Source organism: Pedobacter heparinus, assembly GCF_032678725.1.
GTDB lineage: Bacteria > Bacteroidota > Bacteroidia > Sphingobacteriales > Sphingobacteriaceae > Pedobacter > Pedobacter heparinus_A.
In genome coordinates, this window is the sequence record NZ_JAVTSC010000006.1 from 42,498 (window position 1) to 63,810 (window position 21,313).

Sequence of the window (21,313 nt, forward strand, 5' to 3'; positions counted from 1 at the left end):
AAGAATATTTTAATGAAAAAGGAATTTAGAATTATGTTAAAGAAAGGATTGCTTTTAGTGCTGAATGCGGTGTGCCTTACGGCACTGGGACAAGAGGGGGTATCCGATTCCCTTCAGCGCAAAGTAAACACAAAAACAAGCGCCATAACCTTCAGTGAGTTGCTGGCCGATAAATCTGGAATCCAGGTTATACAATCCGGCTCCATAGGCTTTGCTACCCAGCTGATGATCCGCGGGGCCGGTTCCATCAACCTGAATTCATCTCCGTATATTTATATCGATGGCATCCCGGTGAGGTATTCCAGGGCATTACCTTCTTTTCTTTCTATACACCAGCCCAATCGCTTTAGCTTTGTTAATCCAAATGACATTGACGAGGTAAAAGTTATAAAAGGAGGTGCTGACCTCTCCGAAATCGGGGGGAGAGGTGCCAACGGGGCCATCTTTATTGAAACCGAGCGAGGCGAGCTAGGCGGTACAAAAATAGATTTTTCTGCGAAATTTGGTGTGCAGCAGTCAGCTATCAAACTGGAGCGGATGAACGCAGGACAGTTTAAAGATTATCTGCGTAACTATTACCTCGAAAACGGAAGTACAGCGGCTCAAGTAAACCAGAACCCTGTCTTTGACCCAAATCAGCCTATGTACAACAAAAATACAGACTGGATAGACCGGATATCCAGAAATGCGCTGTACCAGGATTATCATTTAAAACTAAAAGGGGGGGATGGCGATGCGCATTATATGTTTAGTGTAGGATATGCCGATAAGGAAGGGACGATCACTGGCTCAGACATGAACCAGGTCAATTTAAGGTTTAACCTTGACTACAAGTTGTCACCTAAAATAGAAATCTCCAACAACCTTGCCTATACCCATGCCAACGGACGCTATGCTGAGCAGGGTTTCAACTACGGCATACACCCTTTGTTTGTAGCCGCTACCAAAGCACCTTTCATGAGTCCGTTCCGGTATTCGGAGTTGGGGCAGGTTACGGAACAATATCAGGGGGTGGATGTGCTTGGTAAGAGTAATCCGCTGGCCCTGGTAAACAATATGTACAATAGCAATGAGGATAACCGGGTAGACGGAAAAATCAGTGCCAAATGGTCTTTGTCGCCCAAAACCTCGATCAATTCTTCGTTTGTATTTAATTACATGAGTCTCACGGAAAAGCAATATCGCCCCGCTTTGGGAATTGTTGCTGACCTGAACAGGATCAGACAAAATTTAAAAAGGAACTCCAGTGAATCAATGATCTTATGGACCAGCTGGCTGGATAGGAAGGGGGCTTTTGGATCGAACAATACCTATTATGGACAAGTCGGCTTTTCCGTTGAATCATATGAGGAGAAATCTATATACGTACGCAAGATCAATGCTGGTACGGACGATTATGAAACCCTTGCACAGGGTATAGTAGATACAGCTTCCAATATTAATTATAAATCGAGGCTACTCTCTGTTTATGCGAGAGGGCATGTCGATCTGTTTAAAAGATTAATAGTTTCCGCAAATCTGAATGTAGAAGGCTCCAGCAATTTTGGTGCTGATGGTCGCTGGGGTATCTATCCAGGTGTGAAAGCAGTAGCAGATCTATTGGAAAGAAAAAGCGGTACACAACTGGCAGCGAGGGCTGGCTGGGGCAGGACCGGCAACAATGACCTGCGCGGTTTCTATCATTATAACCTGTATTATCCGGCCAATTATTTTGGTTACGGAGGTGTATATCTGGGTAATATTTCAAACAGGTCCATCAGGCCCGAGACCACGAATACCTATGATGCAGGACTGACGCTGAACTTGCTTCACAGCCGTTTAAAATTAGATGGAGGTTACTATTATAAAGCCACGTCAAATCTCATCACACAGCGTGCCGTACCCATCGAACTTGGTTTAGACCCGCAGTTTGAGAACAACGGAGAAATGGTTTCAAAGGGGTTTGAAGTCAGCATAGCCGCAGAATTGGTTCGCAAGGCAGATCTGAACTGGTCAATCCACGCAAGCCTGTCAACCTTAAACAGCGAGATAAAAAGCCTGAACAACGGCAATATTATGAAGTCTTTAGGCGGGATTTACACTGTCGCGAAGGTAGGCGAACCTTTAGGCTCCTTTTATGGATACAAAGTACTGGGGGTCTTTGCCTCAGATAGTGATGTAAACCTGAAAAAGGCGGACGGCACCAGTTTCAAGGCAGGAGATTACATCATTGACGATGTAAACAAGGACTCCAGGATCAATGACCTGGACCGTCAGCTAATAGGATCACCACTTCCTGCAGCTTTTGGCAATTTCGGAACCCTGTTAAGCTACAAAAAATTATCTCTTAATGTCCTGTTCACTTATGCTGCAGGCAATGAAATCTACAACAGCTTCAATCAGCAAATGCATGTGATGAAAGACTATTCGAACCAGTCGCCGAACGTACAGAACAGATGGATTTCTCCTTCAAACCCTGGATCAGGATTAAGCCGTGCTGCTTTTGATGATCCATCTATGAATGGGGCGGCCTCAGACTTATGGGTTGAAAACGGCAGTTATCTGCGTTTTAAAAATGTAACTCTTAGCTACCAGATCGGCATACCAGGCCGCATGAAACTCATTCGCGGACTCCATGTATTTGTTACCGCGGAGAACCTGCTGACCTTCAGTAAATACAGCGGATTTGATCCCGAAGTGGTCAGCTCTCCGGATGCGATGCTCCGTGGAATTGATTTCGGAGCATCGCCGCTGCCTAAATCTTATATCCTTGGTGTAAGGATGTCATTTTAATGTATTTGAAGATGAAGAAAATGAATGCTATAAAAAAAATAATCCTGGCTTCTGCAATGACTACAAGCCTTTGCCTGTCCTCTTGTTCTGATTTCTTTGAGGTTACACCGAGTAATCATATTCGGGAAGAAGAATTTTATAAGAACAGGGAAGATCTGAATGCATCGGCAATTGGTATGTATGAGTCTCTCACCAAAGAAGTACACAAATTCTTATTATGGGGAGATGCCAGGGCCGACATGGTGACAACCGGGCAGCTTGACCCTGATCCATATATCAATGAGTTTGTGGTCAACAATGTAAGTACAGACAATCCGTACACCAACTATGCGGGGATTTATCGGACAATAGCACGCTGCAACCGGCAGATGGAAAAAGTATATCAGGTTAAAGCGCTGGATACTAAAATTGCGGACCGCGACGCAAGTGCATTCTATGCAGAAGCTTTATTATTGCGCGCCGTTTGCTATTATCAGTTATTGCGTACCTATGCCACATTTCCAATTATCACCACCGACTTTGCAGAACACATCACTTATATCAATGCTGCCGGCGAAACAGTAAAGGAACCTACACTTAGCCTCAGCTCTGAGCAGATCCGTAGCATTTACAACATGCCTGCCAATCAGCAGGAAGTGTGGACATTGGTTTACAATGATATACTGACTGCACTCGGGATGCTTCCCATAAATTATCAGTGGAATGGAACAACGCTATCCGGAGAGGAGCGGTATGGAAGAGTTTCGCAAGTACTGGCAGCCACCTATGCTGCAGAAATAGCGCTATGGCTTGGAGAATACCAGACCGCATCTTCATTCTGCGACCTTCCGATCCGGAATGCGAACCATACCTTAGGCAACTCAGGAAACTGGTTTAATCAGTTTTCTTCGTCGTATGCCCCACTGCATTCTATGTTTCTGCTGGGTTTTAAGTACACCAATAGTTTTGAAACCAATAGGTTGCAGGAATTTACATCTTCAGTAAGAGCTGATGGCGGGAAATATTATTTAAAGCCAGTACCATCGGTAGTGGATCCGCTGTTTAAGGATGACGTATCACTAACGGATGCCGACATCCGGGCCCAGGCCAGTTATAAAGTAGTAGCTGGTGATACTGTCATCTGGAAATACATAGGTCTGGACAACGTACTGGCCATGCGCAAGAGTTATGAAAGCAGCGCCAGCTGGCACATCATGCGCAGTGCAGATGCTTTCTTATTGAAGGCGCTTGCAGATTTGATGCTGAACAACTATTCATCTGCCTTTAATTTTATCAATATGGTCAGAGAAGCACGTGGATTGGTTATTCTCGATAAACTTACATTCCCATATACCAACAAGGAGGTCATGGAAGATATGATCTTTAAAGAAAGGGCCAGGGAATTTGCTTTTGAAGGAAAACGCTGGTACGATTTGATGCTACGGTCAAAACTGGACAGAAGAAACGTGCTCGCTGATGCGGTATCGGCCAAATATCCGCAAAACTTGAGGGCGGCCATTCGGGCAAAGCTTCAAAATGAAGCAAACTGGTATATTCCTGTCGACCCAAAAAAATGGGAGTAATAGTTTAAAATTGATGATAAGAAATATTTAAGTATATAGAGATGAAGACTAAACAACTGACTGCATATCTCTTTGTAATGGCATTTACAAGCCTCTTCCTGGCCTCATGCTATAAAGAAGAACATTTTGATTTTCCTGGGCCATTCAAGATAGACCGACCTATCGGACTCGATTCACTGCCATTCCCGTTTGATTCGACCAGACAAGCCGGGAAATGGCTGATGAAAGACGGCGTACCGGATTATGAAAGAATCCTGTTCAAAGGATATACAGATTATTTTCCAAAAGGCGACACCCTCTCCTGGGTACAAAAAGCAGCGGGGGCTTATATGACACCGCATTACAATTATTATCCTTTGTCAAACGCGGATCATTTCGCAGGCGATCCCAACAGCTACAAATTCAATTGGGTATACTCCAAGTATTTCGTGCCTGTTGGCGGAGGAAAGAGCTTCTATATGTATGCGAAGGTTACCTTTGGTACTTTTAATGCTACAGCGGCTGGTCTGGTTTTAGGGAAGAACTGGGATACCGGGGGCAGTTTGGTATTTGGAATGGACGGCGGCAGTGGTGAACCCACATTTTTTGTCGACGTATATGGCCAGCTAGGTGCTACTGTAAATCCTGCATTGGGTTGGCCTACAGTTACGCAGGTAATGACTCCCGGAGTGCCGGCCGATTTAGAAGTTATCGTTACCGCCGGTATATTTTATGTAAAAATAAATGGCACGCTGGTCTTTTCATTTAAACTTGGTGCCGAACGCATGTATTATTTTACACCGCAGATCCGTCCGTGGAGAAATTTTGTGAATGTCCACGATGTGTATATCGAAAGCACAGACATGTATACGCCCAACTATGCCATGCATGAATATGAAGGCAGTTATAATAAAATCCAGGCACCAGCCCTGGCCAAAACTACAGGCGGCGACCTGTTGCTTTTTGCTGAAGGCCGTGGGACACCCACTTCGGCTAAAGAGCGGGTGGCACAAAATACCATACCGGTAGGAAATACCGATATCATTATGAAAAGATCTACCGACGGAGGAAATACCTGGAGTAACCAGCTCACGGTACTTGCTGGTAATAGCAGTAATATGACTTATTGTTTCCCTCAGGTGGTTACTGCGGATAATGGAAAGATCATCCTTCAATACAGTACCATTGGCGGAACATTTCCGGCTAACAGCAATACCTTTACTTACGATGCCAGCTCACAGCGTATTTACCAGATCGAATCCAGCGACAATGGCACATCCTGGTCGGCACCGATAGAAATAACTGCATTTAAAAATACTGCTGCAGGATATATTCAGGGCGGTGCCGGGCATGGTATCGTACTTACATCAGCTACCTATAACAAACGCCTGGTTATGCCGCTTACCTACAGCACCAACGTAGTAAGGATGGCGCTATCTGACGACGGTGGAGGTACCTGGCGCTTAGGCAAAACCGTTAGCGGCAGTCGCCTGAAACAAGGTACAGTAGTTGAACTTTCAGATGGCAGGTTAATGATGATAGCCGGACATACCAATACCAGTCCCAAAAACAGACTGGTTTCCTACAGCTCCGACGGTGGAGACAACTGGACCGCAGCCAGTAACATCTCATCAGACGTAAAAACTGCTGATTACGGACATCTGTTTGGCGGGACTATACTCAAAGGTAAAAACGGTGAAATATTGTATATAAGTCCCATAAACAGAGAAACCGATCCAGAAGTTAAAAACAGTCCTGCTTATGCAGTTGCACCTATGCTCTTTAAAAGCATCAATAATGGGCAAGTCTACACTACAGTTGGCCCGCTTTTCACCAGAGAAGCCTATTTCGGCTATAATGCCCCCATAGGAAATATGGATGCAGCGGTTTTAAACGATGGTACAGTTGTTATTGCCGGAGAAGGTGGGGTAGAGAGCCCGGCTGAAGGAATTGTCATTTATAAAAAATAAGATCCAGACATGCGGAGTTAAATACCCATTTAATGAGTACGAGTTGGTTAAAGAATGAAGATATCGAGAAGAAATTTTGTCAGGATTGGTGCCTTAACACCATTAGTTTATGGATTTCCTTTCTCCACAGAACCAGGGAATGCTGCTGAAATGAATTCAGCATCTGCAGCCAGCTTATATCAAAATTTCCAAAATCCGCCTGCCTCAGCGAGGCCCTTTATGCGCTGGTGGTGGAATGGGGGAAGAGTTGTGGAAAAAGAATTGCTACGTGAATTGGACCTACTTAAAGAAAAGGGAATTTCCGGGGTAGAAATTAATCCGGTAGCATTCCCTAAAGGTGGCAACCCATTGAACTATAAAGTGCTTAACTGGCTGAGCGAAGAATGGTTAGCTGTACTAAAGACAACCTTAATTGCCGCTAAAGAGCGAGGGATAACCTGTGATCTTATTGTAGGTTCCGGTTGGCCCTTCGGCGGTGAGTTCCTCAAAAAAGAGGAGCAGATACAATTACTGGCACTCGGTACAAAAAATTTGAAAGGTCCACAACAATTCAGCATAAAAAAACAGGATTTATTAGCGGAAACAGATTTTCTGATGAAACGCGAGTCCGGGTCAATGGAACTATTCGGATTAAGGCTTTCATCGGCACGTCTTGACGCTTTCCATCCTGGGGTTGACCTCAATTCGCAAATAAAAAATGCGGAGGTCACTATTGACGTGCCTCCCGGTGAACATATACTTTATATTATGGTAAAGTTAACCGGCTATGCATCTGTGACGCTTGGGGCACCCGGAGCTTCGGGGCCAGTTCTCGATCATTATAATAAAGCTGCAGTTCTACGGTATCTGGATAGAATGTCCGATGCGATTTCTGGTAAAATTGGCCATATGGCTGAGTACTTCAGGTCCATATTTGTTGACAGTCTGGAACTGCGTGGCTCCAACTGGTGTGATGATATGCTGGAACAGTTTAAGCAGAGAAGAGGCTATTCGCTGGAACCTTATTTGCCTTTTATTCTCTTTAAATTAAGTAAAAGACTCAGTCATACCGGCTCGCAGTCCATTGAAAGGATCATCACGCTTTCGTCCCAGACACAGGACGAGATTAACCAGGTAAGATATGATTTTGAAACAACCCGGCTTGAATTATTCAACGAGAGGTTTTTATATACATTTATTGATTGGTGCAAGAAAAACAAGGTTAAATCAAGAGTGCAGGCTTATGGTCGCGAATACTATACCTTGGAATCAGCTATGCTGCCCGATATTCCGGAATGTGAAACCTGGATCCGTGATGATGTGGGCGGTGATCTGCCGGAAAATACCTTTAAAACCGGCAGGGCATACCGGCCTGTGAATAAGTTTGTTTCATCGGCGGCAAGACTAACCGGAAAACGTATGATCAGTTGCGAAGAAATGACCAACACAGATCTCGTTTTTAATGAGAGCTTAGAAAGAATAAAGATTGTAGGAGATCAAAGTAATCTTTCTGGTGTTACCCATTCCATTTTGCATGGATTCAATTATAGCCCTCCCGATGTTCCCTTTCCGGGATGGGTACGCTATGGCACTTTTTTTAGTGAAAGAAATCCCTGGTGGCCCTATTTAAAAACATGGATCGATTATAAAGCCCGACTGTCTGCAGTTTTTCAGGATTCGGAAATGCAATCGGATATAGCCATTATGTTCCCCCTGGCAGATATGTGGTCGGAGGTGGGCCTTCAATATCAACAAGTTCCACAAATCGTGTATCCTGCATATGCCAACAACATATGGGAGGCTATCCATCAGAATGGAGGTGGCTGTGATTATATCAACGAAAACATCCTGCAAAAGTGCAGTTTTTCTAAAGGCAGGTTTCATTATAATACAAGGAGTTATAAAGTGCTGTTCATGACAGAAATGGAATCGGTAGCGCCCGAAACTCCTGAGTTGCTTAGAAAATTTGCAGCTGCAGGCGGATTGCTGATCTTTATCGGCAAAGAACCTGTTAAATCGTTCGGGAAGCAGAATGCTGCAGCGAGAGATCAAAAGGTCTATACCGAAATTCAATCATTAAAAAAGGATTTTCCCCGCAATATCAGTTTCTTTCCTGCTCCCAAAGGGAAAATCATAGACTGGTATACGCAGCTACAATTAAAATATAATCTGACACCATTTGTTAAGTTCGATAAACCTGTTTCGCATGTGAGTCAGGTGCATTACAAAACCGGCGAAGCAGCTATTTTCTTTATCAGCAATTATCATCTGGAAAAAACTCATGAATTCACAGCTACCTTTAATGTCAGAAACAGAACGGCATGGCTATGGGATCCTGAGACGGGCAAAAAGTACCTGTATCCATATCAGGATGTAAAGAACAAGCTCAGGATCAGTCTTAATCCTGCCCAATCCATGTTAATCGTGTTTACAAATGACAGCGAAGGTGAGCTGTATAAACTTCCAAAAGTTGCTGCTAAACAACCCTACACCATTAACGGCCCATGGGATGTAACCCTGGAAAAGGGAAATGAACAGCCCCGTAAAACAGAATTTAAAAAACTTATAGATTTTAAAGATGATCCGGAGCTCCAGTCCTTCGGCGGAGTTATTTTTTATGAGCAGACATTTCTTATCGAAAGTCCGGAGCATTACCATTCGCTAGACCTTGGAAAGGTATCTGGCATATCAGAACTGGAAGTAAACGGCCAGCCACTGGGATTCAGGTGGTATGGAAAACATAGCTATGATTTAAAGGGAACGCTAAAGCCCGGTGAGAATAGCATAAAAATAAAAGTTACTACGGTATTGGGAAATTATATGAAGTCTCTGAAAAATAATCCCGTTGCTCAGCAATGGACCCATACCAAAGCACAACCATTCTACAGTGCAGGGTTAATGGGGCCTGTAAGTTTAGTATAATTTAAATATTTTAGTGCACATAAATATGAAAAATCAAAAACAAGTTAACAGGATATTTTACATCAATAAATACATTCCGCTAGCCATTTCTGTGGCAATACTTACAATTACAGGTTGCGGGGTAAAAAAGGAATTGAAAAACAGTAAGCAGCAACCTAATGTCCTCTTTATTGCGGTAGATGACCTACGCCCCGAATTAGGTTGCTACGGGAATAGAACAGTGAAAAGCCCCAATATTGATAAACTGGCAGCATCAGGCGTTTTATTTAGCCAGGCTTATTGCCAGCAAGCTGTATGTTCACCTTCACGGACTTCTTTAATGACCGGAAGAAGACCAAACACAACAAAGGTTTGGGACCTGAAGACACACTTCCGCAGCACTATTCCGGACGTGGTTACCTTACCTCAATATTTTAAAAATAACGGGTATCATACACAAAGTATTGGTAAAATTTACCATGATCCCGCATCCGCACAAGACTCACTTTCCTGGTCTGTGCCGGAGATACTTGCAGTTACCAAAAGAGAAGGCAAATATGTGTTGCCTGCTAATCTCCAAAAAAATTCAGCTAAGGCTGCCGCTACAGAAATGGCCGACGTGTCTGATAACGCGTATATAGACGGACAGGTAGCAGACCAGGCAGTGGATGTGCTAAAAAAAAATAAGGACAAGCCGTTCTTTCTCGCTGTAGGATTTCGCAGGCCACATTTGCCTTTCAGTGCACCTAAAAAATATTGGGACATGTACGACCGGGAAAATATTTCATTACCAGTTCAGAAAACCCTTCCTAAAAACATACCACCCTATGCAGCACATAAGAGCGAAGAACTTAGGGGATACACCGACATTGGGTTTAATCAATTAATCACGGATGACAAAACGCGGGAATTATTACATGGCTATTATGCCGCGGTTAGTTATACTGATGCCCAGATTGGAAAAGTACTGGCCGAATTAGAGCGTTTAAACTTAACAAAAAATACCATTATTGTATTGTGGAGTGACCATGGGTTTCATTTAGGAGAAAAAGGCTTATGGGCAAAATCAACCAATTATGAACTGGATACCAGAGTACCTTTGATTATTGCAGCTCCAGGGAAAAAGCAGCGTGTCAAATCCAATGGATTAGTTGAACTGGTAGATTTATACCCAACTTTAGCCGATCTGGGTGGCTTCCAAATTCCAGATGGTCTGGAAGGAACTAGTTTGGTGCCACTATTAGATAAGCCCAATCAACCCTGGAAGAGTGCGGTATTTAGTCAGTTTCCCCGGCCCTGGATATACAAAAGCGCACCTGATTTAATGGGTTATACGATGAGAACAGATCGCTACCGCTATGTAGAGTGGCGTGATTTTAAGACAGCTGAAGTTAAAGCAATAGAACTTTATGACCATCAGGCCGATCCTGCTGAAATAAATAACATAGCTGATGTCCCTGCTAATGTGACTTTGGTTAAAGAACTGAAACAAAAGTTTAACGATGGATGGCAGCAAGCTCGCCCAAACAAGTAAATTAATAATGACTGATCTGGATGCCACGAACGAGAGATTTTAAAGCCCTTGAAAACGAAGCGGAATTGCTGGCGAGAGTCGCGATAGGGGATCAGCGTGCTTTTTCTGAATTATTTGAAGCCTACTACAATCTGTTGGGTACCTATGTGCTCAAAATGACGAAATCGATGGAGATCAGCGAAGAAATTGTTCAGGATATTTTTATAAAGATCTGGCTCCGAAGGGCAGATCTCCCGGAAATCAAAAGCTTTAGCAATTATACTTTTATTATGTGCCGAAACCGGGTACTGGATCATTTAAGGAAACAGGCCAGGGAAAAGCTGCAGGCTGTAGCGCTTGAAAAATTTTTAATAGATGAGGCCGAAAACACCGATGCGCAGCATTCTTCTGAAGTTTATCGTGCCCTGATCGATCGGGTGGTCAGTAAGCTCCCTGAACAAAGCAAACGGGTCTATATGCTCAGCAGGTACGATCGCCTGAAGCATCATCAGATTGCGCAGCAATTGGGAATTTCGCAGGAAACCGTAAAGAAGCACATCCAGTATGCAGTTTCCTTTATAAAAACTGAGCTGAAGTCCAATATAGAACTGAGCATTCTGGCGGTTATGACAATTTTCTTGATCTTTTTTTAATTTCACTACCCCTTTTTTAAGATCATTTCGTCTTTAGTTTAAAACAAGCTTAAAAGCTGTTGTATAAGTTATGGAAGAAACAAGGTTGGCATGGCTATTCAGACAATACTTCGATGATCAAATCAGTTCGGAGCTGGAGCTGGAACTTTTCGAAATGCTGGAATCTGGCAGATATACTGCAGAGCTGGAACAGCTTATGAAAGATTGCTGGGAGAAACTTGACGCCGAACAGCCTTTTGATCGGCTGGCCAGAACCAGGATGCTGAATGCAATTTACGCTGCTGAAAGTGATACAGTTCCTGTACAGGCAAAGATGATCAGATGGAACGGCTTTGCAGGCCTGGCTTCGTTTGCCGCAGCAATAGCAATATGTACTTTAGGCATATGGTTGTATTATGCTTCTGGTCTGTTTGGCGGCCATCATCCTGGATCCCCGCTTGCCAACGACATAGCGCCAGGTAAAAATGGGGCAACCCTTAGGCTTGCCAATGGTAAAGTGATAACCCTTAGTGATGCGAAAACAGGGCTGATTATAGCTGTAGATGGCTTGAAGTATAACGACGGCAAAGCTGTGGATAACGACGGCAATGCTGTGGAGCGCTGGGATGATGGCAAGGGTATAAACGGTGAGGAGGCTCTGCGGAAAGCTCAGATGCTCAATTTAACGACCAGCCGTGGCCAAACCTACCAGGTAACTTTACCGGATGGCACTAAAGTGTGGCTCAACGCCGACTCAAAAATAGATTTCCCAAGTCAATTTACTGATATGGAGCGTAGAATTTCAATAATTGGTGAGGCATATTTTGAGGTTGCTAAAAATAAAGATAAGCCGTTTATTGTGGAAACCGATGGACAGGAAGTAACAGTATTAGGTACACACTTTAACGTCAGTGCATATAAGGGAGAAGGAATTAAAACTACCTTGCTCGAGGGCTTGGTCCGGGTACAAAGCGCTAAAGCAAATCACTCAGGAAGTGTTATCCTCCATCCAAATCAACAATCTACTTTAACTACCGGTAATGAAATAAACGTAAGAGCGGTAGATGCTACAAATATCATAGCCTGGAAAAATGGAAGATTTGCTTTTAACAGCGCCAATCTGGAAGCCGTATTGAAGGAAATGGGCAGATGGTATAATGTTGACATCAGATATCCGGACGGCATTCCCGATGAGCGGTTTACAGGCAATATAGATAGAAATAACACACTGACCCAAACGGTGGATATTTTGAAGTTTATGAAGGTAAATTTTGAAATAGATGGCCGGACAATTATTGTAAAAAAATAAAACGGACTTCGTCCTTAACTAAACCAAATAAATAAACACTAAAATGAAAAGACAACAACGGGCCTAGAAAAGAAATGATTAAGGTTTTTGCAATAAGAAGCCGGATAGTAGTTCGACGCACTATCCGGCAGGAGATTGAGCTAACCTTTCCCTGAGGGCAAAGCCATAAGGGATAAAATAAATGCTGGTACAACATTACATCAACTCAACCAAACCAAATATATGAATAATAATGCATCTAACCGTGGTATGCCGTTATTGCAGATACCGCCTAAACTATTATTAATAATGAGGCTAACTACTTTCCTATTAATTGTTGCCTTAGCACAGGTAAGTGCAAGAGGACTTGGACAGAAAATCACCTTAAATGAAATTAATGCACCTGTTAAAAAGATTCTGCAATCTATCCAAAGCCAGTCTGGATATGGCTTCATTTATAATGTTAAAGACCTCGATAACCGTAAAGTCAACATTAAAGTAAATGATGTTTCAATTGATGAAGCGGTAAAAAGTCTCATCAAAGACCTATCTCTGAATTATAAAATTGTAAGGAAGGACATCGTACTGACTAAAATTGAACCTTCATTAATAGATAAAGCCATATCCCTTTTTCAGAAACCGCCCATCGTGGTAACAGGACGGGTAACAGATGACAAGGGCCAGGCAATGGCGGGCGTAGGCATCAGATTTAAAAATGGAACGGCCGCAACCAGCACCGATGCGAAAGGCAATTTTAGAATTGGTGTTCCGGATTCCAATGGCATTCTTATTTTTACATATCTGGGTTTCAAGACCATCGAAGAACCGATCAGGGGACGAATATCCTTCACTGTTGCACTTTTGCCCGATGCAACCAGTCTGGATGAACTGGTGATCGTAGGTTATGGAAGCACCAAAAGAAGGGATCTTCCAGGTTCCGTTTCAGAGGTTAATGTTGAGGAACTTCAGAAAGCTCCCGTCTTTTCTGTTGAGCAGGCCTTGGCCGGACGAGTAGCAGGGGTTAATGTCACTTCCAACGATGGGCAGCCCGGTCAGGAAGGAATCAATATCATTATCCGTGGTGCCAACTCACTTACGCAGGATAATTCACCGCTCTATGTGATCGACGGGTTTCCCATGGAAGATCCCGAGAATATCTCACTTATTCCTGATGATATCAAAACCTTTAATATTCTGAAAGATGCAGCTGCAACAGCCATCTATGGTGCACGTGGTGCAAATGGCGTTGTTGTAATAGAAACAAAGCGTGGCAAGGTCGGTACCCCTGTTATTACGGCAACAGCAACTGTGGGCTTCCAGAATGTTACTAAAAGGATGGATGTGATGTCACCTTTTGATTTCGTCAATTATCATTATGAACGCGACGCACAAATAACTACAGACCGTTACCTTACCAATGGCCTGACGCTTGAAGATTACAAGAGAACTTCCGGGATAAACTGGCAGGACAAGTTATTCCGACAGTCACTCATGCAAGTATACAACATCTCCCTTCGTGGAGGCACCGAAAAAACGAAGTATTCTGTTTCGGGATCCGTGTCTGATCAGGGAGGTGTAATGATCAATACTGCACAAAATCGTTACCAGGGCCGCTTCGTTCTGGATCAGAATATCAGTAAGAAAATCGATGTTGGGCTAAACCTAAATTACAGCAGGTTCGGCAACAATGGGCAGATCGCTTCCAGCGCAAATGCGGGAACTGGCGCGAGCAGTTATTTGATGTATTCTGTTTGGGGATACCGACCCATATCGGGAAGAAGCCTGAACCCTGATGATTTCGATGAAGAGTTCGATGATGGCCTTGAAGATGACTTTATGGATGAAGATATTGATGAAACTATGGATTACCGCGTGAACCCGATCTTAACTGCTGAGAATGAACTCAGAAAATCGGTTTCGAGCAATATCATAGCCAATGCTTTCCTTACATACAATATAGTTCCCGGCCTGAAACTGCGCATGAGCGGTGGCTTCGAAAGCCGGATTCGTAAAAATATGAGTTTTTACAATTCCCTTACGTCAAAGGGAACCCCCTTGTTCCCGAACAATACCCGTGGTCAGTTCGGTAGCGTCGATTACAGAGAAAAAAGTAGCTGGCTTAACGAAAATATCCTGACATGGACAAAAAAAATCGGCGAGAGAAACCGTATGGAAGTATTAGGAGGGTTTACCATGCAGGGTGCAAATGCAGAGGGTTATGGTTTTCTATCGCAGAACGTTCCGAACGAATCGCTTGGTATACCTGGCCTCGAACAGGGGATTCCGGGGTCTACCAATTCATCCGCTACTGAAAATACCCTCGCTTCGTTTCTTGGCCGTGTGAATTACCACTATCAGTCAAAGTATATTCTTTCAGTAAGTTTCCGTGCCGACGGTTCTTCAAAATTTGCGCCGAAGAACCGCTGGGGCTATTTTCCTTCTGCCGGGCTGACCTGGCGGATAAAGGATGAAAACTTTATGAAGCCGCTTAAATTCATTTCGGAAGCGAAGCTTCGAACAAGTTATGGCGTTACCGGAAACAATCGGGTGAGCGACTTTGACCGCTTGCCTCAACTCACCAATCCGCTAGGTGCGTCTTATTCATTTAATAATGGAAGTCCTATGACGGGGGCAATTCAGTCTTCCCTTGGCAATGAGGATTTGAAGTGGGAGAGCACCACTCAGACAGACATAGGAATTGATCTGGGCTTCTTAAAGAACCGAATCTTATTCACTGCCGATATCTATCGTAAAACGACTTCTGACTTGTTGCTTAATGCCGATATTCCAACCACCACCGGTTTTACAAGAGTTTACAAGAATATTGGTGAGATCAGAAATGATGGCCTTGAATTGACGCTGACTACCGTGAATGTTAAATCCAGAAGGTTTACCTGGAGCAGCGATTTTAACATCAGTTTCAACCGGAACAAGGTGATGGGGCTGTCGGAGAATCAAGGTAACATGCTGAGTACGGTATCATGGGACAGCGGTTTCACTAACGAACCGCTCTATATAGCAGCATTGAACGGGCCAGCTGCAGCGTTCTTTGGCTACCTGTCTGACGGTCTTTATCAGGTAGATGATTTCGACGTGTCTGCAAGCGGAACTTATTCCCTTAAGCTCTCCAGGCCTACAAATGGGATGGCCCGATATCGGGTTCAGCCAGGTGATATCCGCTATAAAGACATCAACCTTGACGGCGTAGTGGATGTTCAAGACCGGGTTGTCATTGGACGGGTGCTTCCGAAACACTCCGGAGGATTCAATAACAATTTTAGTTATAAGCGTTTCGATTTGAATGTCTTCTTTCAATGGTCATATGGAAATCAAATTTATAATGCAAACCGTATGATGTTTGAGGGAAATGTTACAAATAAGAGAGACCTGAACCAGTTTGCATCTTACAACGACCGCTGGACATTTGAAAATCAGGACAGCAAAATATTTCGTGCCGGCGGAGCTGGTCAGGTAGGTTATTATTCTGACTACTATCTTGAAAGCGGCTCATACTTGCGGCTCAAGACCGTGGCCCTTTCTTACGCTATCCCAACCAAGGTTTTACAATCCATTGTTGTAAAGAGCCTTTCGGTTTCTGTTTCAGCTCAAAATCTTTACACATGGACCAACTATTCCGGAATGGACCCAGAGGTGTCAGTACGTAACTCTGCCCTCACTCCGGGCTTTGATTATTCTGCCTATCCAAGGGCTAATACACTTGTATTTGGAATTAGGGCTGGCTTTTAAAATTTAACTGTATAACGACATGAAATCTTTCTATATTTTATTTCTGACCATCACGCTGCTGACACTGGGATCATGTAAAAAATTCCTGGAAACAGAGCCAAGCGATTTCCTCGCTCCGTCAACTTACTTTAACTCTGAAAAAGAAATAGATTATGCACTTACGGGTGTGTACGATGTACTGGGCAACTCCGCACTTTATGGAGACAATGTTTTCTACCAGTATGATATTACCGATGAAGGTGTTTACGGACATGCCGGCGTTACCAATGGCGTTCAGGTGTATAATTTCGTAAGTTCCAATACACAGATAGACGCCACCTGGAGAACGCTGTATAATGGCATCGGTCGTGCTAACCTGCTGCTTGAAAATATCAATCGGCCAGTGATGGATGAAAAGAAAAGAGGGGTGATTAAAGGGGAAGCGCTTTTTCTTCGGGGCTATTACTACTTCCTGCTTGCGCAGATGTGGGGTGACGTGCCGTTGATCCTGGAAACGACCAAATCACCTGAAGATACGCAGCGTCCGCGCGCAGCCTTAAAGGATGTTTATAACCAGATCGTATCCGATCTTAAAGAAGCGGAAACGCTTGTACAGCCCATCAAAACACTGGGCTTTGGCGGACGGGCAAATAAATCGGCCGTACGCGGGATCCTGGCAAGGGTTTACCTTTATATGGCTGGCTACCCCCTGAATGACAAGTCGAAATATGCCGATGCCCGGGAATGGGCAAAAAAGGTGATTGACGATACCGAAGCAGCGCATGCCCTGAATGATTCCTATAACCAGGTATTCATCAATCTCGCAGCAGACAAATACGACATTAAAGAAAGTCTGTTCGAAGTTGAATTCTGGGGAAATCGTTCAGATGCATATACAGAAAGTGGTCGTCTAGGCACCAGGAACGGCATCCGTTGTCTGAATGTTGATACAGGCTATAGTCTTGGACGTATCAATGCCACTCCGCGTTTCTATAACAGGTACCAGGCGCTCGATGACCGTCGTGACTGGAATATTGCACCATACATTTATGGAGGAACCAACAACGCAGAAAAACAATATTGGGCAGAGAGCAATACCTGGCAGCGCAGCTGTGGCAAGTACCGCAGAATGTACGAAGTGGTTATACCGAAAAGCACCAGCTTCAGCCCGATCAATTATCCGATCCTTCGCTATGCTGATATCCTCCTGATGTTCGCTGAAGCGGATAATGAGCTTACAGCAAGTCCATCAACCGAAGCGGTGAACGCGGTCAATCTGGTGAGAAGAAGAGGCTTTGGTAAAATTGTTCACGGAGAAAATTTAAGTGGGATAACCGTAACAAATGGCGGCAGCGGATATTCCACTACTATTCTTCCAACTGTTACCATTACGGGCGGAGGGGGCAGGGGCGCAATCGCACGCGCAACAGTTGCCAGCGGGAGGATAACGGCGATCACCATAACAAACCGGGGGTCATTTTACACCTCGGCACCAACCGTTACCATTACCGGTACTGGAACCGGGGCCACTGCCACAGCGGCAATTACCATTCCCGGTTCAGCAGATATCCCTGCTGGCGACTACAGCTCAACGGCTAACTTTCGGGTGTTCCTGCGCGACGAACGCAGCCGGGAACTGTGCTTTGAAGGATTGCGTAAAGGTGATCTTATTCGCTGGGAGAAATTTATTGACGAAATGCGGGCAGCTGCAACGGAAATAGATCTAATTGCAGTATCCGGGTATAAGTTCGAAGCAAGGGCCGGCTTTAACGTTTCTGAGAAAAACTACCTGTTCCCCATTCCTTCAAACGAAATGTCGCTCAACCGGATGCTTAAACAGAACCAGGGCTGGTAATCAATTCACTTAAATTTTGTCATCATGAAATTAAACTACATCTCCATCATTTTCTTCCTTAGCATCTTTCTGGCCTCATGCACTAAAGAAGGGGAAGTAAACACGCCTGACTTCGAAGTATCGAGCTACGAGGTGACTTCAACTATCGATACGTCTGGCAATCCTGTCAAACAGGCAACTTTCAATTTCTCTGGCGATGCTGCGCTGATATCCTTCTATTCGGGCGTGCTTGGCAGCGATTATGAGTACCGTGAAGGGCGCATCCTGGAGGTATCAGGTCTGCTCTCATCGTTCACGTCCACTCTTGCCAGCACCGGAAGCCAGGAGAACCAACTATCAGTACTGGTTTCTACAGATTTTAGCGGTATTTACGATATTCCCAATATCAGAGCTGCAAATTGGACGAACATCACCAACCGTTATAAGCTTAATGTACGTGGAGCATCTGGATCATTGCCCTCTGGAACGGTAGATATCAGCGACCTTCTTGTAGATGGCAAACCACTCTATTATGCCTTCTATTATATTTGTGAACCACAAACTTTAAATGGAGGTAATTCTACCTGGCGCATTCGCGATTTCTCGTTGCAATCTTCAACGGATCTGGGTGTCACATCGCTGGCTACACATACTACCGCAGACTGGCATCTGCTTAGTGACGGCGCAATACTGGATCCAGGCCGGGGAGTGGTGATTGAAAGCAACGGTGCAGTCAGATTGACCGGGAATCATCTGAACAAAGAAGTCAGAACCGAGTCCTGGGCCATCAGTAAGGGCTTTACCTTGAGTAAGGTAGATCTGGGACCTGATCGCCCAATCGCTGTCAAGAGTGCCATCAATCCCCGGTTAAGCAGATATTCTTTTAACTACACTACTCCTGGAAAATACAAAGCTGTTTTCATAGCGTCTAATGCGAGTTATGAAGGTCAGGCCAGCGTTGTTCGCGAAATCGAGGTTACAGTACCTTAAGACGCAATCTCGCGTCCTTTTAACCAAATATTTTTATGAAAAAGAATCTGAATTCAGTGGTCATGCAATTTCCGTTTTCACGCTGTGCAGTGATGGCCACTACCGTGCTTTTTTTGTTGCTCATTTTGTTTTCCTCCTGTCAACAGCGGGAAACTGACGATCCGGAGCGTCCCAACACTTCCAAAAGTGCACAGCATCAGGAAAATGTCGCACTGTTGTCATCAGCCGTACACACCAGTATCAAGTTATTTGATGGGGGGACCGGAGGATTTCACGCTTATCGCATCCCTTCTCTCGTACGGACAACCAACGGTACGCTTATCGCATTTTGCGAAGGAAGGGCAAATAGCGATAATGATTACGGCAACATCAATGTGGTCTGTAAAAGATCATCTGACAATGGCGTAACATGGCTCCCGCTCCAAACTATAGCCGGAACTACGCTTGGTACCTGGGGCAACCCCACCTCAGTTGTGGATGGGGACACCGGGCGGATATGGCTTTTCATGTCCTGGAATGATGCTGACCATAGCGAATTTGGTGGTGGTGATACCGATCCGGTTGATACCTGGGGTCAAAGACGTGTGAAAGTAACCTGGAGTGATAACAATGGCGCCAGCTGGGCTTCTCCAGTCGACAAAACAAGTACACTTTTGCCCGCTACAATGACTTGGGACACCATGGGGCCTGGCGTTGGTATCCAGACTACCGGAGGTCCTCATCCAGGCCGCCTGATCATTCCTGCCAGAAGAAGAAATATTTACAGCGATGACCATGGAGCGACATGGCAATATCTGATCATTCCCAAGGGAACAGACGAAGGTACCATCGTAGAACGCGCAAATGGTACACTCATGCGTAATGACCGGCCTGGAAAAACCATTTGGGATATAGCCAAAAGAAGATACATTTCAACCGGGACAATTGAGAATGGATTTTCGGAATTCACCGCAGTTTCGGCACTGCCTGATCCCCGTTGCGAGGGCTCTATATTGCGGTATGCCGGCGACCGTTCACGCATCATTTTTCTGAATTCAGCCAGCGAAACTACTCGTTATAACATGACGGCCCGGGTGAGTTACAATGAAGGACAAACCTGGTACGCAAGCCGGAGGCTACACAATACGATCACCCCGGAAGAGGCAGCTGCACAGGGTAAGGGTGGATATTCAAGCATGACCAAGACGGCCGACTTCGCCATTGGCGCATTAGTGGAACAACGTGAACTTCCTGCTAACGACAACAATCACTGGTCCATCGAATTCCAAAAATTCAATCTGACATGGCTCCTGGACGGGCAGCCCGAACCTTGATAGATGGCAGTATATCTCAATATAATTATCCTAGAATACATAACAACCAGACATAAACCAATGAATATACTTAAAGCCGCTGGCAGAAATCTGCTTTTCCTATTAATGACGCTCATACTTGCCTCATTTTCAACGCGGGAGCAACCCGATCAGAACTTTCACCTTTACCTGCTTGTCGGACAGTCTAATATGGCCGGCCGCGGAGTACTTACAACCGAATACCAAAATATCTCCCAACCGAACGTAATGATGTTGAACAAAGAGGGTCAATGGGTATTGGCTTCGCATCCCTTACATTTCGATAAGCCGGCCAGGGCAGGAGTTGGGCCGGGACTAAGCTTTGGCCTTGAAATGGCAAAGGCTAACCCGAGCATACGGATAGGACTGATCCCCTGTGCGGTCGGAGGCACCGCCATAGCATCCTGGGAGCCGGGCGCCATGGATCCTGTTACCAAAAAATATCCTTATGATGATGCAATTACGCGGTTGCGTTTAGCGATGAAGAGCGGTGTAATCAAAGGGATCATCTGGCACCAGGGAGAAGCGAACAGCAGGCCAGAAAGAGCTGCTGGTTACCTTGAAAAACTGGAAACATTAATTGGCCGTCTGCGTGAAAACGCGAAGGATAAAAACCTTCCTTTTGTCGCGGGCGAACTTGGACGTTACCGCGATACTTATCAATTGGTGAACGATCAGTTGAAACAGTTACCATCGAAAGTAAAAAACACCGCTATTGCCAGCTCAGAAGGACTAGTTCATAAGGGCGACAATACACATTTCGATGCTGCTTCGGCAACAGAGCTGGGCAAACGGTTTGCAGCACAAATGATTATTCTACAGCAAAAAAAATAGAC

Annotated in this window: 12 protein-coding genes; all 12 read left to right on the forward strand. The window is 44.6% G+C overall.

Annotation, left to right across the window (positions count from 1 at the left end; genetic code table 11):
* Window positions 1-33: 33 nt before the first annotated feature.
* Entirely contained in the window at window positions 34-2,772 is a 2,739-nt protein-coding gene (locus R2Q85_RS10995) for a SusC/RagA family TonB-linked outer membrane protein (protein ID WP_316811832.1), read from the forward strand.
* A gap of 11 nt (window positions 2,773-2,783) precedes the next feature.
* Window positions 2,784-4,334, forward strand: coding sequence for a RagB/SusD family nutrient uptake outer membrane protein (locus tag R2Q85_RS11000; protein ID WP_316811833.1), 1,551 nt, complete (start codon window positions 2,784-2,786; stop codon window positions 4,332-4,334).
* A gap of 41 nt (window positions 4,335-4,375) precedes the next feature.
* The gene (locus R2Q85_RS11005) at window positions 4,376-6,283 is read left to right on the forward strand and encodes a sialidase family protein (RefSeq protein WP_316811834.1); all 1,908 of its coding nucleotides are present in this window, start codon (window positions 4,376-4,378) and stop codon (window positions 6,281-6,283) included.
* Between the two features lie 54 nt (window positions 6,284-6,337).
* On the forward strand, window positions 6,338-9,184 hold the full coding sequence (locus R2Q85_RS11010) for a glycosyl hydrolase (RefSeq protein ID WP_316811835.1): 2,847 nt from the start codon (window positions 6,338-6,340) through the stop codon (window positions 9,182-9,184).
* 25 nt (window positions 9,185-9,209) lie between these two features.
* Window positions 9,210-10,697 carry a sulfatase gene (locus R2Q85_RS11015; protein WP_316811836.1) on the forward strand — a complete coding sequence of 496 codons (1,488 nt, stop codon included), beginning with the start codon at window positions 9,210-9,212 and terminating at the stop codon, window positions 10,695-10,697.
* A 20-nt stretch (window positions 10,698-10,717) separates the two neighbouring features.
* Window positions 10,718-11,329, forward strand: coding sequence for an RNA polymerase sigma-70 factor (locus tag R2Q85_RS11020; RefSeq protein ID WP_316811837.1), 612 nt, complete (start codon window positions 10,718-10,720; stop codon window positions 11,327-11,329).
* 70 nt (window positions 11,330-11,399) lie between these two features.
* On the forward strand, window positions 11,400-12,617 hold the full coding sequence (locus R2Q85_RS11025) for a FecR family protein (RefSeq protein ID WP_316811838.1): 1,218 nt from the start codon (window positions 11,400-11,402) through the stop codon (window positions 12,615-12,617).
* A gap of 288 nt (window positions 12,618-12,905) precedes the next feature.
* Window positions 12,906-16,343 (forward strand): TonB-dependent receptor, encoded by a 3,438-nt coding sequence (locus R2Q85_RS11030; protein WP_316811839.1) that lies wholly within the window; start codon window positions 12,906-12,908, stop codon window positions 16,341-16,343.
* Window positions 16,344-16,362: 19 nt separating this feature from the next.
* Window positions 16,363-18,177 (forward strand): RagB/SusD family nutrient uptake outer membrane protein, encoded by a 1,815-nt coding sequence (locus R2Q85_RS11035; protein ID WP_316811840.1) that lies wholly within the window; start codon window positions 16,363-16,365, stop codon window positions 18,175-18,177.
* Between the two features lie 24 nt (window positions 18,178-18,201).
* On the forward strand, window positions 18,202-19,146 hold the full coding sequence (locus tag R2Q85_RS11040) for a DUF5017 domain-containing protein (protein WP_316811841.1): 945 nt from the start codon (window positions 18,202-18,204) through the stop codon (window positions 19,144-19,146).
* Between the two features lie 35 nt (window positions 19,147-19,181).
* Window positions 19,182-20,459, forward strand: coding sequence for a sialidase family protein (locus R2Q85_RS11045; RefSeq protein ID WP_316811842.1), 1,278 nt, complete (start codon window positions 19,182-19,184; stop codon window positions 20,457-20,459).
* A 60-nt stretch (window positions 20,460-20,519) separates the two neighbouring features.
* Window positions 20,520-21,311, forward strand: a complete 792-nt coding sequence (locus R2Q85_RS11050; protein ID WP_316811843.1) for a sialate O-acetylesterase — start codon at window positions 20,520-20,522, stop codon at window positions 21,309-21,311.
* Window positions 21,312-21,313 lie beyond the last annotated feature (2 nt).

Coding starts and splice junctions, on each gene's coding strand:
- R2Q85_RS10995 (WP_316811832.1), top strand. CDS start 34: ATGTTAAAGAAAGGATTGCTTTTAGTGCTGAATGCGGTGTGCCTTACG.
- R2Q85_RS11000 (WP_316811833.1), top strand. CDS start 2,784: ATGAAGAAAATGAATGCTATAAAAAAAATAATCCTGGCTTCTGCAATG.
- R2Q85_RS11005 (WP_316811834.1), top strand. CDS start 4,376: ATGAAGACTAAACAACTGACTGCATATCTCTTTGTAATGGCATTTACA.
- R2Q85_RS11010 (WP_316811835.1), top strand. CDS start 6,338: ATGAAGATATCGAGAAGAAATTTTGTCAGGATTGGTGCCTTAACACCA.
- R2Q85_RS11015 (WP_316811836.1), top strand. CDS start 9,210: ATGAAAAATCAAAAACAAGTTAACAGGATATTTTACATCAATAAATAC.
- R2Q85_RS11020 (WP_316811837.1), top strand. CDS start 10,718: ATGCCACGAACGAGAGATTTTAAAGCCCTTGAAAACGAAGCGGAATTG.
- R2Q85_RS11025 (WP_316811838.1), top strand. CDS start 11,400: ATGGAAGAAACAAGGTTGGCATGGCTATTCAGACAATACTTCGATGAT.
- R2Q85_RS11030 (WP_316811839.1), top strand. CDS start 12,906: ATGAGGCTAACTACTTTCCTATTAATTGTTGCCTTAGCACAGGTAAGT.
- R2Q85_RS11035 (WP_316811840.1), top strand. CDS start 16,363: ATGAAATCTTTCTATATTTTATTTCTGACCATCACGCTGCTGACACTG.
- R2Q85_RS11040 (WP_316811841.1), top strand. CDS start 18,202: ATGAAATTAAACTACATCTCCATCATTTTCTTCCTTAGCATCTTTCTG.
- R2Q85_RS11045 (WP_316811842.1), top strand. CDS start 19,182: ATGAAAAAGAATCTGAATTCAGTGGTCATGCAATTTCCGTTTTCACGC.
- R2Q85_RS11050 (WP_316811843.1), top strand. CDS start 20,520: ATGAATATACTTAAAGCCGCTGGCAGAAATCTGCTTTTCCTATTAATG.